Genomic DNA, 15,218 nt, shown 5'->3' with positions numbered 1-15,218 from the left:
GCCGTGAACAGCCGATCAATCAGCCGCGGAAGTCCTGATGACAGGCCTTGCAGGCCTCGCCGATCTGCTTGGCGGTGGCGCCGAGGCTTTCGCAGTTCGACGGCGGGTTGGCCAGCGCGGCGTCGAGCGTGGCGCGCGCCTGGCTGGCGTGCTCGATGAAGCGCGGGTCGTCGCGCAGGTCCGGGAACGCCGGCTCCAGGTCGTTGGCCATCGTCCGCAGCGTCTGCAGGTGCGGCAGGCTGTCGGTGGCGCCGCAGCGGTTCTGCTCGATCCCGGCCCTCAGCTGGGCCAGGTGCCATGCCTGCACGTGCATCACGCTGCCATGGAAATGATCCTTGCGCGCCTCGATCGCGCGCACCGCCATGACCGTGCAGATCGCGCCGATCACCAGGCCAAGCAGCAGCAGGGCGATGTACTTCGCGCCGTTGCCGTGGCGCTGTGCACCGTGGGGCGGGGTGGACTGTGGATCGCTCATGGCCGGGCCTCCGTCGAAGTTGGCGGAAACATAGCACGCAGTCGAGGCCAGGCCGTTCGGGTGGAGACGCCGGTTGAGCGGGGGCGCCGCTTACAATGGGCGGCATGGACAACGTCGCCCTCGATCCCGCACTGCATGCGCGTTTTGCCGGCATCGACCGGCTGTATGGCAGCGGCGCGCTTGCCCGCCTGGCCGCATCGCGGGTGGCGGTGGTCGGCATGGGCGGAGTTGGTTCGTGGGTGGTCGAGGCGCTGGCACGCAGCGGGGTGGGGCGCCTGACCCTGATCGATGCCGACGACATCTGCGTGTCCAACAGCAACCGCCAGTTGCCGGCACACGAAGGCCAGTTCGGGCGTGCCAAGGTCGAGGCGATGGCGGAACGCTGCCGCGCGATCAACCCGCTGGTCGAGGTCGAGGCGGTGCCGAGCTTCCTGGTGGCAGGCAACGTCGCCGAGTTGCTCGATCGCGGCTTCGACCTGGTGCTCGACGCCTGCGACAGCTTCCGCAGCAAGGTCGAACTGATCGCCTGGTGCCGGCGCCGCAAGCTGCGCCTGATCGTGTGCGGCTCGGCCGGTGGGCGGATCGACCCGACCCTGGTGCGGATCCGCGACCTGTCGCGGACCGAGCACGACGCGATGCTGGCGCTGATCCGCAAGAAGCTGCGCGGCGAGTTCAACTTCCCCAAGAGCCCGCAACGCTACTTCGGCGTGCCGGCGGTGTACTCGCTGGAGAACGTGCGCTATCCGCAGGCCGACGGCAGCGTCTGCGGCCTGCGCCCGCAGGTGGGCGGCGACGCGGCGCTGAAGCTCGATTGCGGAGCGGGACTGGGCGCGGCCACCCACATCACCGGCGCGTTCGCGTTTGCGATGGCCGGCAAGGCGCTGGAGTTGTTGCTCAAGCCGCGCAAGCCAGAGGATTTGTAGGAGCGGCTTCAGCCGCGATCTGAAACCGGTGCCGACAACTTCCACTGTAGGAGCGACGTAAGTCGCGACCCGCCGAACGCTGGAGGCGATGTACAGGTCGCGACTCACGTCGCTCCTACATCAAGCAGGCGGGAGGGCGAACAGGCGCTCGGCGTTGGCGGAGGTGGCGGCGCCGACTTCTGCCGTTTCGACGCCGCGCAATTGCGCGATGGTCTCCAGCACGACGGTCAGTCGCGCCGGTTCGTTGCGCTCGCCACGAATCGCCGAATCGGGCTGGTCCGGCGCATCGGTCTCCAGCAGCAGCCACTCCAGCGGCATCGTCGCCGCCAGTTCGCGCAGACGGCGCGCGCGCCCGTAGGTCACCGGGCCGCCGATCCCGAGCATGAATCCCTGCTCCCACAAGTGCTCGGCCTGCTGGCGGCTGCCGGAAAAACTGTGGACCACGCCGCGCAGCCCGCCGACCTTGCGGATTGCGGCGGTCACCGCGTCGACCGCGCGCCGCGCGTGCACGATCACCGGCAGGTCGAACTCGCGTGCGAGTCGCAACTGGGCATCGAAATAGACCGATTGTTCTGCGGGGTCCAGGTCGTCGATGAAGTAATCGAGGCCGCATTCGCCGACCGCGACCGGACGTTCGCGTTGCAACCACGAGCGCAGTTCCTGCAGGTGTTCCTCGCGGTGTTCTGCCAGAAACATCGGGTGCAGGCCGTAGGCCGGGAACAGACCTTTGTCGGCGGCGCAGACGTCGCACAGCTTGGGCCACTCCTCGGCGGTGATCGCCGGAACGATCTGTCGCCGCACGCCCGCCTCGCGCGCCCGCTCCAGCACCGCCGCGCGGTCGCCATCGAACTCGCCCGCGTCGAGGTGGCAGTGGCTGTCGACCAGCGCGGTGCCGGAATCCATGCGCTCAGCGCCGCTTCGGCCGGCGGGCCTCGCCTTCGATCGGCGCCTTCGCGGAGGCGTTGCGGTCCTTCAGGTTCGCCAGCAGCAGGGTGCCCAGGCCGAGCAGGATCTCGTCGACGAACGGAATCATGTCGGGCACGAACAGGTTGATCGCGAACACCAGTGCGGTCAGCTTGAACAGGGTGGGGTAGCGCAGCTTGCGCGCCCAGGTGAGCAGCGGCAGCAGCATCGGATTGGCCATGTGCGCTCCAGTGAAAAACGCGACGTCTGTTGGGCATTAGTGATACGTCAATCACGCTACCACGGTGGGTTTGTTTACTCCGCCGACAGGAAACGTTAAAAAATTGTCAGCCCGTTCAGGTTCGCGGTGGTGCAATGCGCCCAACACGAACTTCGGGTCCCAATCCCGCCGCAGGAGGCTTTCCATGAACAAGAACATGATTGCGGTTGCTTTGGCGTCGCTGCTGGTTGGCGGCGTTGCAGTGGCTGCGTACCAGAGCTTCCAGGGCGACTCGCAGGACAATGCCCTGGCCACCAACGCCGACCTGGCTGCCGGCCTGGATGGCGACCTTGCCGCCGACGGCAGCATCGACGGCGTCGAGTTTGCCGACGTGGTCGGTGTCGAGCCGATCAAGGAAAAGCAGGAGATCTACGCCACGGTGATCGGCACCGATCCGGTGCGCGAGACCAGCACCACCTCGACTCCGCGCCAGGTCTGCGAGGACGTGGTCGTGCAGGATCGCGCCCCCGAGCGCGATGGCAACATCGGTGGCACCGTTGTCGGCGCCCTGATTGGCGGCGCCCTGGGCAACCAGGTCGGCGGCGGCAACGGCAAGAAGGCCGCGACCGTGGCCGGCGCCGTCGCCGGTGGCTACATCGGCAACAAGGTCGACAAGCGACATGTCGGTGGCCAGGTCACCGAGCGCGTCGAGACCAATTGCCGCACCGTGTCGGACACCTCGCAGTCGACCAAGGTGGTCGGCTACAACGTGACCTATCGCAACCCGGACGGCACCACTGGCAGCATGCGTACCGGCAGCAAGCCGGGCGAGCGCATCTCGCTGGGTAGCGAGGACCAGGTGGTCGGCTACGACGTGACCTACAGCTACAAGGGCCAGCAGCAGACCGTGCGCCTGGACGAGCGTCCCGGCGAGCGCCTGCCGGTGATCAACGGCGAGGTGGTCACCCAGACCGCTTCGGCCGAGGTTGACGCCACCACCAACGGCTGAGCCACGACTCGCTGGCAACACCCCGAACGGGGCCGGATCTTCCGGCCCCGTTTTTGTTGCGGCCGATTGGGCCGGGCGGCAGCGGGGGTGCGTGCCTTCGCGGTCGCGACAGCCTTACAATGGCCGTTTTCCCACGTTCGAGTCGACCATGGCCCTGCATCCCTATGACCTGTATGACGTCCGTTCCCTGCTCAGCGAAGAGGAGCGTGCGGTGCAGGACACGGTGGCGCGGTTCACCGACGAACGGGTGTTGCCGATCATCGGCGATGCCTTCGACCAAGGCCGGTTCCCGAAGGAGTTGATCCCCGAGATCGCCGAGCTCGGCCTGCTCGGTTCGTCGCTGCCGGAGGAGTACGGTGGCGGCGGCCTCAACTCGGTGTCCTACGGCCTGATCTGCCAGGAACTGGAGCGTGGCGACAGCGGTATCCGCAGCTTCGTCTCGGTGCAGTCGTCGTTGTGCATGTACCCGATCTTTGCGTATGGGTCGGAGGAGCAGAAGAAGCGCTGGTTGCCCGACATGGCCGCCGGCAAGGTCATCGGCTGCTTCGGCCTGACCGAGGCGCATGGTGGTTCCGACCCGGCCAACATGAAGACCAACGCCAGGAAGGACGGCGGCGACTGGGTCCTCAACGGCTCCAAGATGTGGATCACCAACGGCAACGTCGCCGACATCGCGATCGTCTGGGCGCAGACCGACGACGGCATCCAGGGCTTCGTGGTCGAGAAGGGCATGGCCGGCTTCGCCGCGCAGGAAATCAAGCACAAGATGTCGCTGCGCGCCTCGGTGACTTCGTCGCTGTTCTTCGACAACGTGCGCGTGCCGGAGGCCAACCGCCTGCCGAACGTAAAGGGCCTCAAGGGTCCACTCGGCTGCCTGACTCAGGCCCGCTACGGCATCACCTGGGGCCCGATCGGCGCGGCGGTCGCCTGCCTCGACGAGGCGCTGAACTATTCCAAGGAACGCATCCTGTTCGACCGCCCGGTGGCGGCGACCCAGAGCGCCCAGTTGAAGCTGGCCGACATGGCGCGCCGGATCACGATGGCGCAGTTGCTGGTCGTGCAGCTCGGCCGCCTGAAGGACGCCGGCAAGATGGCGCCGACCCAGGTGTCGCTGGCCAAGTGGAACAACTGCCGGATGGCGATCGACATCGCCCGCCAGTGCCGCGACCTGCTCGGTGGCGCCGGCATCACCACCGAACACGTCGCGATCCGCCATGCGCTCAACCTGGAATCGGTGATCACCTACGAGGGCACCGAGACCGTGCACCAGTTGGTGGTGGGCCGCGAACTGACCGGCATCAACGCATTTTGATCGGGCTGCCCGAGGGCGTGTCGAATGAAGCTTGAGATCACCAATAGCCCGGTCATCGAAACCGAGCGACTGATCCTGCGCGTGCCGCGGATCGAGGATTTCGACCGCTACGCCGAGGCGTTCGCGGACGACAGCTCGCATTTCATCGGTGGTCCGCTGACCCGCGGCGACGCCTGGCGACGATTCCTGCAGGTGCCCGGTGCATGGCTGCTGCAGGGTTTCGGCATGTTCTCGATCATCGACAAGTCGAGCGGGCAGTGGCTGGGCCAGGCCGGGCCGTGGAAGCCCGATGGCTGGCCGGGTAACGAGGTCGGCTATTCCTTCCACCCGGATGCGCGCGGCAAGGGCCATGCCACCGAAGCCTGCACTGCGGCGATCGACTGGGCCTTCGATACGTTGGGCTGGAGCGACGTGATCCACTGCATCGATCCGGCCAATACCGGTTCGCAGGGGGTGGCCAAGCGCCTGGGTTCGCAGGTTCGCGGCCCGGGCAAGTTGCCACCGCCGCTGGACGTGCACCCGGTCGAAATGTGGGGGCAGTCGCGCGAGCAATGGTTCGCGCGTCGACCCCGCGGATGACCGGCGCCGCCTTCCTGTAGGAGCGGCTTCAGCCGCGATCGGATATTCCGGTCGCCCCTCGACTTTCGGATCGCGGCTGAAGCCGCTCCTACAAACCACCATTCGACCATGTCCATACTTCCGAACCGAATTCCCGCGCGCATGAAGGGCCTCAACCGCGCCGAGATATGCGACGTCAACTTCAGCGAGTTCGTGCGCGACTGGGACGGCGATGTCGAGGCGGCGCCGGCGCCACACGAACCCATCCTCGACGGCAGCGCGCTCGACGCGCAAGGCTTCCGCGAGCTGTTCGAGTCGCAGCTGATCAGCCGCCACCTCGACCTGATGGCGCGCGTGCTGCGGGTCCAGAACAAGGTCTTCTACACGATCGGCAGCTCCGGCCACGAGGGCAACGCGATGGTCGCCCGGGCGACCCGCCACACCGATCCGGCGTTCCTGCACTACCGCAGCGGCGGCTTCATGGCCGAGCGTTTCCGCAAGCTGCCGGGGATGGACCCGGTGATGGACTCGGCGCTGAGCTTCGCCGCCAGCAGCGAAGACCCGATTTCCGGCGGCCGCCACAAGGTCTGGGGCAGCAAGCCGTTGTGGGTGTTGCCGCAGACCTCGACGATCGCATCGCACCTCCCCAAGGCGCTCGGCACCGCGATCGCGATCGAGACCGGCCGCCGCCTCGGCCACGACCTGCCGATCCCGGACGACAGCATCGCGATCTGCTCGTTCGGTGACGCGTCGAGCAATCACGCCACCGCCCAGACCGCGTTCAACGCCGCCGCCTGGACCGCGTACCAGAAGCTGCCGGCACCGGTGCTGTTCGTGTGCGAAGACAACGGCATCGGCATCTCGGTCAAGACCCCGAACGGCTGGGTCGAGCGCAACTTCTCGCAGCGCCCGGACCTCGATTATTTCTATGCCGACGGCCTCGATCTGGCCAACGGCTATGCCGACGTGCAGCGCGCGGTCGAGCATTGCCGCAAGACCCGTCGCCCGACCTTCCTGCACCTGCGCACGACCCGGATCATGGGCCACGCCGGCACCGACTTCGAGATCGAATGGCGTTCGATCGAGGAGCTGTGCGCGGTCGAGGCCAGCGACCCGCTGTTGCGCTCCGCCGCGATCGCGTTGCAGTCGGGCCTGATGTCGAAGGACGAGGTGCTGGCGCTGTACGAGGCCACCCGCAAGCGCTGTTTCGCCGCCGCCGAGGAGGCCGACCGCCGGCCCAAGCTCGACAAGCTCGACGACGTGATCGCACCGCTGGCACCGTATACCCCGGCCGCAGTGAAGGCCGAGGCCGAGCGCGCCGACTATGCAGCGCGCCGACTGGAGGTATTTGGTGGCGACGACAAACTGCCGGAGAACCAGCCGCCGAGGCATCTGGCGATCCAGATCAACAACGCCCTGCACGACACCTTCGCCAAATACCCGGAGACGTTGCTGTTCGGCGAGGACGTGGCGCAGAAGGGCGGCGTCTACACCGTCACCCGCGGACTGCAGAAGGCCTTCGGCCCTCGCCGGGTGTTCAACACCCTGCTCGACGAGACCATGATCCTCGGCATGGCGCAGGGGTTCGCCAACGTCGGCCTGCTGCCGATCCCGGAGATCCAGTACCTCGCGTATTTCCACAACGCCTGCGACCAGTTGCGCGGCGAGGCGGCGTCGTTGCAGTTCTTCAGCAACGACCAGTACCGCAACCCGATGGTGGTGCGCATCGCCGGCCTTGGTTACCAGCGCGGTTTTGGCGGCCACTTCCACAACGACAACTCGATCACCGCGTTGCGCGACATTCCGGGCCTCGTCGTCGGCTGCCCGTCGCGCGGCGACGACGCGGTGACGATGCTGCGCACGTTGACCGCGCTGGCGAAGGTCGATGGACGCGTCGCGGTGTTGCTGGAGCCGATCGCGCTGTACATGACCAAGGACCTGCACGAGGCCGGCGACGGCGGCTGGCTGACCGGCTTCCCGGCGCCCGGCGAGGCGATGGAGCTGGGCGAGGGACGCGTCTACGACGAGGGCAACGACGACCTGGTGATCTTCACCTACGGCAACGGCGTGCCGATGAGCCTGCGTGCGGCGCGCCAGATCGAGCAGAAACATGGCTGGAAGGCGAGGGTGGTCGACCTGCGCTGGCTGGTGCCGCTCAATGACGGGTTCATCGTCGAGCAGGCGCGCAACGCCAAGCGCATATTGATTGTCGATGAAGGACGTCGCAGCGCCGGCGTCGGCGAGGGCGTGATCACCGCGATCGCCGAGGGCGGCTTCGGCGCGCGTCCGTTCCAGCGCGTGGTCGGCGTCGACACCTACACCCCGCTGGCCGGCGCAGCGTTCCTGGTGATTCCCGGCGAGGAAGACATCGTCGCCGCCGCCGATCGCCTGGCCGGTTGAGTATCGCCAGAGCGCTTCGGGTAGGAGCGACGCAAGTCGCGACCTGTACATCGTCACGGAGGTTCGGGAAGTCGCGACTTACGTCGCTCCTACAAGAGCCTGGCCTCGTCCTTCAGCGCGCCAGTCCCGCCTTCAATGCGCCCTCACGCACCGGCTGACTGTCGACGACCAACGCGGAAGCCTCGCGTTCAAGCGGCAGTACTGCAAGCGCGATATGTCGGCCGTCGGCATCGGCGCTGGCGATCACCGGTCCCAGCGCGGCATCGCTATTGCGCACCTCGTTCCCTGGCGTCATCGGTTCATCACCTTCCAGCAACGCCAAGCCACGCTTCGCCTTGCCGAGGAAGTGGGTCCGCGCGACGATTTCCTGTCCGGGGTAGCAACCCTTCTTGACGCTGAAACCGTGAAGTCGATCCAGCGACAGCTGCTGTGGCGTCCAGTGCTCGACTTGGGACGCCGGCAGGCGGGGTAGGCCGTGCTCGAGATCGAATGACTTCCACCGGGCAATCTCGCCGGGTTCCTCCAATACGGCGCAAGCACCCGATGGCTGCCTGCGCGGCATGATCCGCAGGCAGCGCGCCCCGCCCTCGGCGCCCATGTCGAGTTCCACGCTACTGTTTTCGTCACCGGAGAACGCGTTGCCCTTCGCGGTCGCGGGCGGGGCGAATGCGCCGGCCACCTGCAGGTCGTCGCGCACCTCGATCGCTACTTTGCTGCGAAACAGGAACCGTTTCAGCCCCTCGGCCAGCGCAATCGCGTCGGCATCGGGCACCAACAGCCATACGCGCTGTTCCGACCATTTCAGCAACGCGAACAGCGCCAGCACACGACCCTTCGGCGTAAGCCAGCCGTTCCAGTGCCACTGGCCCGGTTGCAAGCCGTTGAGATCGTTCATGAACTGGGCCTGCGCGAACGCCGCGGCATCGCGTCCGTCCATCGCGATCAGGTGCTGTCCGGATAGCGCAAACATCGGGTTGGCGGGAGCCGGCGACTTGTCATGCATGGGGGGCGGCAATTAAGCTTCGTTGTTGTGATGATAGGCCAAACCCCTCCCGACCCCGCTTCCACGACCGCCGCCGAGCCGAGCGGGGCGACGGAAACGGGGCCATCCGACCGACGCTCCGAAACCGCGTCGGTCGCCGAGGAGTTTGGCGGGCGCGCCGGGCCCGATCCGACCCGCTTCGGTGACTGGGAAAAAAACGGTCGTTGCATAGACTTCTGACCGCCCGACCCAAGCCCAACAGTGATTTCCAGATCCACTCCTGCCACGCGGCCCCGGCCGCCCAGCCGAGACAGCCAGCGCATGGCGAACAGCGAACGACCCCGGTCCCCGCGACCCCTTTCACCCCATATGCAGGTCTACAGCTGGCAGGTGCAGATGGTGACATCGCTCCTGCACCGGGCCACCGGCATCATCCTCACCGTCGGCAGCCTGTTGATCGTCTGGGCGCTGTGGTCGCTTGCGGCCGGTCCCGAGCAGTGGGCCGGGTTCAGCGGTTTCGCCCGGTCGGGCTTCGGCTTCCTGATCCTGTTCGGCTGGAGCTGGGCGCTCGCCTACCACCTGGTCAACGGCATCCGCCACCTGTTGCAGGACGCGGGGCTTGGTTTCCGGATCGAAAGCTTCGTCCGTAACAGCTGGATCTCGGTCGTCGGCAGCCTTGTGCTGACCGCGCTGATCTGGATGGCGGCGATGAGCCAGTGGGGTGGCGTATGAAGGTCACCGACAAGCTCCGCACGCCGCTCAAGCGCGCCCGCGGACTGGGTTCGGCCAAGGACGGTACTGGCCACTTCGTCATCCAGCGCATCACCGCGATCGCGCTGGTGTTCCTGTCGATCTACGTGGTCGGGCTGGTGGTCTGGCTGATCGGTGCCGACTACGCCGCCGTGCGCGCGACCGTTGCCCAGCCGTGCAATGCGCTGCTGCTGGTGGCGTTCCTGGTCGCCTCGTTCTGGCACGCCAAGCTCGGCATGCAGGTGATCGTCGAGGATTACGTCCATACCCCGTGGCTGGCGGCTGTCTCGCAGCTCGCGGTCATCTTCGTTTGCGCTCTCGCCGGACTTGCCAGCGTGCTCGCCGTCATCCGTATTTCGCTGGGAGCCTGATCGACCATGGTCGCTGCATCCAAGAACCCTGATTACAAGATCACCGAGCACAAGTTCGACATGCTCGTGGTCGGCGCCGGTGGTGCCGGCCTGCGCGCCACCTTCGGCCTCGCCCAGAAGGGGCTCAAGACCGCCTGCGTCACCAAGGTGTTCCCGACCCGTTCGCACACCGTCGCCGCCCAGGGGGGCGTCGCCGCCGCGCTCGGCAACATGGGCGAGGACGACTGGCGCTACCACTACTACGACACCATCAAGGGTTCGGACTGGCTGGGCGACCAGGACGCGATCGAGTACATGTGCCGCGAGGCGATCCCGGCGATCATCGAGCTGGAGCACCAGGGCGTGCCGTTCTCGCGCACCGACGACGGGCGGATCTACCAGCGCCCGTTCGGCGGCATGACGACGAAGTACGGCGAAGGCCCGGCCGCGCAGCGCACCTGCGCCGCGGCCGACCGCACCGGTCACGCGATCCTGCACACGCTGTACCAGCAGTCGCTGGCGCATGACGCGCAGTTCTTCATCGAGTACTTCGCGCTCGATCTGATCATGGACGCCGACGGCACCTGCCGCGGCGTGCTGGCGCTGGACCTGGCCGAGGGCACGCTGCACCTGTTCCGCGCCCAGGGCACGGTGCTGGCGACCGGCGGCTACGGCCGCGCGTATTTCTCGGCGACCTCTGCCCACACCTGCACCGGCGACGGTGGCGGCATGGCGCTGCGCGCCGGCATTGCGCTGCAGGACATGGAGTTCGTGCAGTTCCATCCGACCGGCATCTACGGCGCCGGTTGCCTGATCACCGAGGGCGTGCGCGGCGAAGGCGGCATCCTGCGCAACGCCCAGGGCGAGCGCTTCATGGAGCGCTACGCGCCGTCGGCCAAGGACCTCGCCTCGCGCGACGTTGTCAGCCGTGCGATGACGATGGAGATCCGCGAAGGCCGCGGCGTCGGCGAGCACAAGGACCACATGCTGCTCGACCTGACCCACCTCGGCCCCGAGGTCATCCACGAGAAGCTGCCGGGCATCGCCGAGTCGGCGCGCATCTTCGCCAACGTCGATGTCGAGAAGGAGCCGATCCCGGTCATCCCGACCGTGCACTACAACATGGGCGGCATCCCGACCAACTACCACGGCGAAGTGGTGCAGCTGAAGAACGGCAACCCCGATGAAGTGGTGCCGGGCCTGTACGCGATCGGCGAGGCCGCCTGCGTGTCGGTGCATGGCGCCAACCGCCTGGGCTCCAATTCGCTGCTCGACCTGGTGGTGTTCGGCCGCGCGGTAGCAAACCGTTGCGCCGAGACGATCGTGTCCGACGCGCCGCAGCCCGACCTGCCGGCCGATGCCTGCGACGAAGCACTGGCGCGACTGGACAAGCTGCGCAACGCCAACGGCGGCACCCCCACCGCGGTCATCCGCGACAAGATGCAACGCGCGATGCAGGCCGACGCCGCGGTGTTCCGCACCCAGGACACGCTGGAAGAGGGCGTGGCCAAGATCCGCGAGATCCACGCCTCGTTCGCCGACGTCAAGGTCACCGACAAGTCACTGATCTGGAACACCGACCTGGTCGAGACCTGCGAGCTGCGCAACCTGCTCGACCAGGCGCTGGCGACGATCGTCTGCGCCGAGAACCGCAAGGAATCGCGCGGCGCCCACGCGCGCGACGACTTCCCGGAGCGCGACGACGCCAACTGGCACAAGCACAGCCTGTGCTGGGTCGACGAGGCCGGCAACACCCGCATCGACTACCGCCCGGTGCACATGTACACGTTGAGCAAGGATGTCGACGTGGTCCCGCCGAAGAAGCGCGTTTACTGATCAAGAGCGAGTCCAAGACGTGGCCGAATTCACCCTTCCCAAGAACTCGCAGATCCAGCAGGGCCGTCACTGGCCCGCGCAGGGCGCGAAGCAACCGCGCACCTTCAAGGTCTATCGCTGGAACCCGGACGACGGCATGAAGCCGCGCGTGGACACCTACGAGGTGGACATGGCGACCTGCGGCCCAATGGTCCTGGACGCGCTGATCAAGATCAAGAACGAGATCGACCCGACCCTGACCTTCCGCCGCTCCTGCCGCGAGGGCATCTGCGGTTCGTGCGCGATGAACATCGACGGCACCAACACGCTGGCCTGCACCAAGGCGATCGACGACTGCGCCAAGGCCGACGTGCCGATCTACCCGCTGCCGCACATGGACGTGGTCAAGGACCTGGTGCCGGACCTGACCCACTTCTATGCCCAGTACGCGTCGATCAAGCCGTGGATCCGGACGCAGACCCCAGCGCCGACCGACCGCGAGCGTCTGCAGTCGCCGACCGACCGCAAGAAGCTCGACGGGCTGTACGAGTGCATCCTGTGCGCGTGCTGCTCGACCAGCTGCCCGAGCTACTGGTGGAACGGCGAGCGTTACCTCGGCCCGGCGATCCTGCTGCAGGCCTACCGCTGGATCGTCGACAGCCGCGACGAGGACACCGGCGCGCGCCTGGACGACCTCGAAGATCCGTTCAAGCTGTACCGCTGCCACACGATCATGAACTGCACCCGGACCTGCCCGAAGGGCTTGAACCCGGCGCAGGCGATCGCCGAGACCAAGAAGCTGATGCTGGAGCGCCGGGCTCTTTGACCGGCACCGACGACGCCGAGCTGCGCCGCCTGCGCTGGAAATCCCGGCGCGGCATGCGCGAACTGGACCAGTTGTTCGGCCGCTATCTCGACACCGAATGGCACGCGGATTCCGAGTTGCAGCGCGGGGTTTTCCTACGGCTGCTGGACTGCGAGGACGATAAGCTCTGGCACTGGTTCATGGGCCACGAGACCCCGTTCGATGCCGAACTCGCCGCACTGGTCCAACGCATCCGCTCCCTGCCGGGTTGAGTGGCGGCCGTCGCGCTGGTTGATCGCCGCGCTGTGCGTGTTGGCGGTGCTTGCCAATGTCTCCCTGCTGACCTCCGACCTCGCGCCGCGGTTGGCGTGGCCGCTGGCGGTATTCGCACTCGGCTACGGGCTGTGGCTGGCGCATCGCGAGTCGCGCAAACCTCCGAACGAGATCGTGATCCACGACGCCGGCACCCGGGTCGAGGTCGACGGCGAACGCATCGAGGGCTTCGGGATCGAGTGGCGCGGAATGCTCGCGTTTGCCCGCTGGCGCGACGGCGAGGGCAGGGTGCAGCGACGGGTCTGGTGGCCTGACACCCTGACGGCCGATGCCCGCCGTGAACTCCGGCTGGCCGCGCCGGTCGAAACATCCCCGCGCGCACCGGCTTCGATGGCACCATAGAAGGCTATGTTCAAACCCATCCCTGTCGCCATCGGCCTGCGCTACCTGCGCGCCAAACGCCGCAATGGCTTTATCTCCTTCATCTCGCTGGCCTCGATCCTCGGCATCGCGCTGGGCGTGGCGGCGCTGATCACCACCTTGGCGGTGATGACCGGTTTCCAGCGCGAGATCCGCGACCGCATGTTGCAGATGGCCGCGCACGCGACCGTCAGCGCTTATGGCGAGCCGATAACCGAGTGGCAGCAGGCGGTTGATCTCGCACTGGCCGACGCGCGCGTTGCCGGTGCGGCGCCTTATGTCGAGAAGGAGGCGTTGCTCAACGGCCCGCGCCAGCAGCCGGCATTCGTCCGCGGCGTGGTCCCGGCCGACGAGCGCACGGTGTCGGTACTCGGCGACAAGATGGTGCAGGGCGAACTGGAATCGCTCGAACCCGGCAGCTTCAACATCATCCTCGGCCGGGAACTGGCGGCCTGGCTCGGCGTCGGGGTCGGCGACAGCGTGGTGATGACGATCGCCGACTTCCGCAGTACCCCGGTCGGCGCGGTGCCGCAGCTCAAGCGCTTCAACGTCAGCGGCGTGTTCGAGGTCGGCTACAACGAGTACGACCGCAGCATGGCCTTCGTCCACATGGACGACATGCAGCGGCTGATGCGGCTGGGCGAGGGAGTCACCGGCATCCGCCTCAAGCTGCACGACATGAACCTGGCCTGGGACGTCGCCCGCGACCTCGCGCTCGAGCTGGGGGGGCCGTATCAGGTCAGCGACTGGACCACCGACAACGCCAACATGTTCCGCGCGTTGAAGATGGAGAAGACCCTGATGGCGATCTTGCTGTCGCTGATCATCGCGATGGGCGCATTCAACCTGGTGTCCTCGCAGGTGATGCTGGTCACCGACAAGCAGGCCGACATCGCGATCCTGCGCACGCTCGGCCTCAGCCCACGCGGGGTAATGACGGTGTTCGTGGTGCAGGGCAGCCTGATCGGTGTGATCGGCACCTTGCTGGGGGTGATTGGCGGCATCGTGCTGACCCTCAACCTGAAGCACATCCTGTTCGCGATCGAGAAGGTGTTCGGTGTGACCCTGCTGCCGGAAGACGTCTACTACATCACCGGCCTTCCGACCGAGCTCAAGACCAGCGACGTGGTCGCGATCGCCGCGGTGGCGCTGACGATGGCGCTGATCGCGACGATCTATCCGGCCTGGCGCGCGGCGCGCACGCCGCCGGCGGAGGCGTTGCGTTATGAGTGAGCCGATGAACGCGAGTGTCCCCGAAACCGTCATCAGTTGCGACGGCCTCGGCATGGTCTACGCCGAAGGCAAGCTGCGCACGCCGGTGTTCGATGGCCTGCACCTGGCGGTCAACAAGGGCGAGACCGTGGCGATCCTCGGCGCGTCCGGCGCCGGCAAGAGCACCTTGCTGCACCTGCTTGGCGGCCTCGACACGCCGACCGCGGGCGAGGTGTTCGTCGCCGGCCGGAAGATGAGCGCGTTGTCCGATACCGCCCGCGGTGCCCTGCGCAACAAGGCGTTGGGCTTCGTCTACCAGTTCCATCACCTGCTGCCGGAGTTCACCGCGGTCGAGAACGTGATGCTGCCGGTGCTGCTCAATGGCACCAACGTGCCGGAGGCGCGCAAGCGCGCGCGGGCGCTGCTGGAGTCGGTCGGTCTCGGTCACCGGCTCGAGCACAAGCCCGGCGAACTGTCCGGCGGCGAGCGCCAGCGCGCCGCGGTCGCCCGCGCCCTGGTCAACCATCCGGCCTGCGTGCTTGGTGACGAGCCGACCGGCAACCTCGACGAAAAGACCGCGGCGACGGTGTTCGAGTTGATGCTGGAACTCAACCGCGAACAGCACACCAGCCTGGTGCTGGTTACCCATGACCGCCGCCTCGCGCGGCGGCTCGACCGGGTATTGGAACTGCACGAAGGCAAGTTGCGGGAAATCCCACCCAGCGAGGCGTAAGCCATGAATGAAACGGCAAGGATGCCGTTGTCCAATCCGCCGCCCGGAGATGCCGGCGATTCGGTCCGCCGCGAACGC

General features: G+C 67.0%; 18 protein-coding genes. 14 read left to right on the top strand and 4 right to left on the bottom strand.

Annotation, left to right across the window (positions count from 1 at the left end):
* Positions 1–19: 19 nt before the first annotated feature.
* On the bottom strand, positions 20–475 hold the full coding sequence (locus SNE34_RS12480) for a hypothetical protein (protein ID WP_332617699.1): 456 nt from the start codon (positions 473–475) through the stop codon (positions 20–22).
* 104 nt (positions 476–579) lie between these two features.
* On the opposite strand from SNE34_RS12480, the gene SNE34_RS12475 reads away from it, so the two are divergent.
* Positions 580–1,398, top strand: coding sequence for a tRNA threonylcarbamoyladenosine dehydratase (locus SNE34_RS12475; RefSeq protein ID WP_332617697.1), 819 nt, complete (start codon positions 580–582; stop codon positions 1,396–1,398).
* 120 nt (positions 1,399–1,518) lie between these two features.
* On the opposite strand, the gene SNE34_RS12470 is transcribed toward SNE34_RS12475, so the two are convergent.
* Both SNE34_RS12470 and SNE34_RS12465 read right to left on the bottom strand, forming a co-directional pair.
* The gene (locus SNE34_RS12470) at positions 1,519–2,301 is read right to left on the bottom strand and encodes a TatD family hydrolase (RefSeq protein ID WP_332617695.1); all 783 of its coding nucleotides are present in this window, start codon (positions 2,299–2,301) and stop codon (positions 1,519–1,521) included.
* A gap of 4 nt (positions 2,302–2,305) precedes the next feature.
* Complete coding sequence (locus SNE34_RS12465) at positions 2,306–2,542, bottom strand: DUF6116 family protein (RefSeq protein ID WP_332617693.1); 237 nt, start codon at positions 2,540–2,542, stop codon at positions 2,306–2,308.
* A 184-nt stretch (positions 2,543–2,726) separates the two neighbouring features.
* Here SNE34_RS12465 and SNE34_RS12460 point away from each other — a divergent pair, with 184 nt between their 5' ends.
* From SNE34_RS12460 to SNE34_RS12445, 4 genes are all read left to right on the top strand, one after another.
* A complete protein-coding gene (locus tag SNE34_RS12460; RefSeq protein ID WP_332617691.1) occupies positions 2,727–3,530 on the top strand; it encodes a glycine zipper 2TM domain-containing protein in 804 nt (267 codons plus the stop codon).
* Between the two features lie 148 nt (positions 3,531–3,678).
* Positions 3,679–4,842 carry an acyl-CoA dehydrogenase family protein gene (locus SNE34_RS12455; RefSeq protein WP_332617689.1) on the top strand — a complete coding sequence of 388 codons (1,164 nt, stop codon included), beginning with the start codon at positions 3,679–3,681 and terminating at the stop codon, positions 4,840–4,842.
* Between the two features lie 24 nt (positions 4,843–4,866).
* A complete protein-coding gene (locus SNE34_RS12450; protein ID WP_332617687.1) occupies positions 4,867–5,421 on the top strand; it encodes a GNAT family N-acetyltransferase in 555 nt (184 codons plus the stop codon).
* A gap of 141 nt (positions 5,422–5,562) precedes the next feature.
* Positions 5,563–7,800, top strand: coding sequence for a thiamine pyrophosphate-dependent enzyme (locus SNE34_RS12445; protein WP_425604531.1), 2,238 nt, complete (start codon positions 5,563–5,565; stop codon positions 7,798–7,800).
* A 112-nt stretch (positions 7,801–7,912) separates the two neighbouring features.
* Here SNE34_RS12445 and ygfZ read toward each other — a convergent pair whose 3' ends face one another.
* Positions 7,913–8,803, bottom strand: a complete 891-nt coding sequence (gene ygfZ, locus SNE34_RS12440; protein WP_332617683.1) for a CAF17-like 4Fe-4S cluster assembly/insertion protein YgfZ — start codon at positions 8,801–8,803, stop codon at positions 7,913–7,915.
* On the opposite strand from ygfZ, the gene SNE34_RS12435 reads away from it, so the two are divergent.
* The 9 genes from SNE34_RS12435 to lolD all read left to right on the top strand — a co-directional run bounded on the left by SNE34_RS12435 (position 8,798) and on the right by lolD (position 15,140).
* Positions 8,798–9,022, top strand: coding sequence for a DUF1674 domain-containing protein (locus SNE34_RS12435; RefSeq protein WP_332617681.1), 225 nt, complete (start codon positions 8,798–8,800; stop codon positions 9,020–9,022). The genes ygfZ and SNE34_RS12435 overlap by 6 nt on opposite strands.
* A gap of 81 nt (positions 9,023–9,103) precedes the next feature.
* A complete protein-coding gene (gene sdhC, locus SNE34_RS12430) occupies positions 9,104–9,514 on the top strand; it encodes a succinate dehydrogenase, cytochrome b556 subunit (protein ID WP_332617679.1) in 411 nt (136 codons plus the stop codon).
* Positions 9,511–9,903 carry a succinate dehydrogenase, hydrophobic membrane anchor protein gene (gene sdhD, locus SNE34_RS12425; RefSeq protein WP_332617676.1) on the top strand — a complete coding sequence of 131 codons (393 nt, stop codon included), beginning with the start codon at positions 9,511–9,513 and terminating at the stop codon, positions 9,901–9,903. The genes sdhC and sdhD overlap by 4 nt, the downstream gene beginning before the upstream one ends.
* A 6-nt stretch (positions 9,904–9,909) precedes the next feature.
* Positions 9,910–11,718, top strand: a complete 1,809-nt coding sequence (gene sdhA, locus SNE34_RS12420; protein ID WP_332617674.1) for a succinate dehydrogenase flavoprotein subunit — start codon at positions 9,910–9,912, stop codon at positions 11,716–11,718.
* Between the two features lie 19 nt (positions 11,719–11,737).
* Positions 11,738–12,523: a succinate dehydrogenase iron-sulfur subunit gene (locus tag SNE34_RS12415; RefSeq protein WP_332617672.1), complete on the top strand. Its 786-nt coding sequence runs from the start codon at positions 11,738–11,740 to the stop codon at positions 12,521–12,523.
* 53 nt (positions 12,524–12,576) lie between these two features.
* Positions 12,577–12,774 (top strand): FAD assembly factor SdhE, encoded by a 198-nt coding sequence (locus SNE34_RS12410; RefSeq protein WP_332617811.1) that lies wholly within the window; start codon positions 12,577–12,579, stop codon positions 12,772–12,774.
* Positions 12,725–13,177 (top strand): hypothetical protein, encoded by a 453-nt coding sequence (locus SNE34_RS12405; RefSeq protein WP_332617670.1) that lies wholly within the window; start codon positions 12,725–12,727, stop codon positions 13,175–13,177. Before SNE34_RS12410 ends, SNE34_RS12405 begins: the two co-directional genes overlap by 50 nt.
* A 6-nt stretch (positions 13,178–13,183) precedes the next feature.
* On the top strand, positions 13,184–14,428 hold the full coding sequence (locus SNE34_RS12400) for a lipoprotein-releasing ABC transporter permease subunit (protein ID WP_332617669.1): 1,245 nt from the start codon (positions 13,184–13,186) through the stop codon (positions 14,426–14,428).
* 4 nt (positions 14,429–14,432) lie between these two features.
* Complete coding sequence (gene lolD / locus SNE34_RS12395) at positions 14,433–15,140, top strand: lipoprotein-releasing ABC transporter ATP-binding protein LolD (protein ID WP_332617666.1); 708 nt, start codon at positions 14,433–14,435, stop codon at positions 15,138–15,140.
* Positions 15,141–15,218: the final 78 nt, after the last annotated feature.

This window comes from Novilysobacter erysipheiresistens, assembly GCF_036663935.1.
In the GTDB taxonomy this organism is placed as follows: Bacteria; Pseudomonadota; Gammaproteobacteria; order Xanthomonadales; family Xanthomonadaceae; genus Novilysobacter; species Novilysobacter erysipheiresistens.
This window is presented reverse-complemented; position numbering and strand designations above follow the sequence as displayed.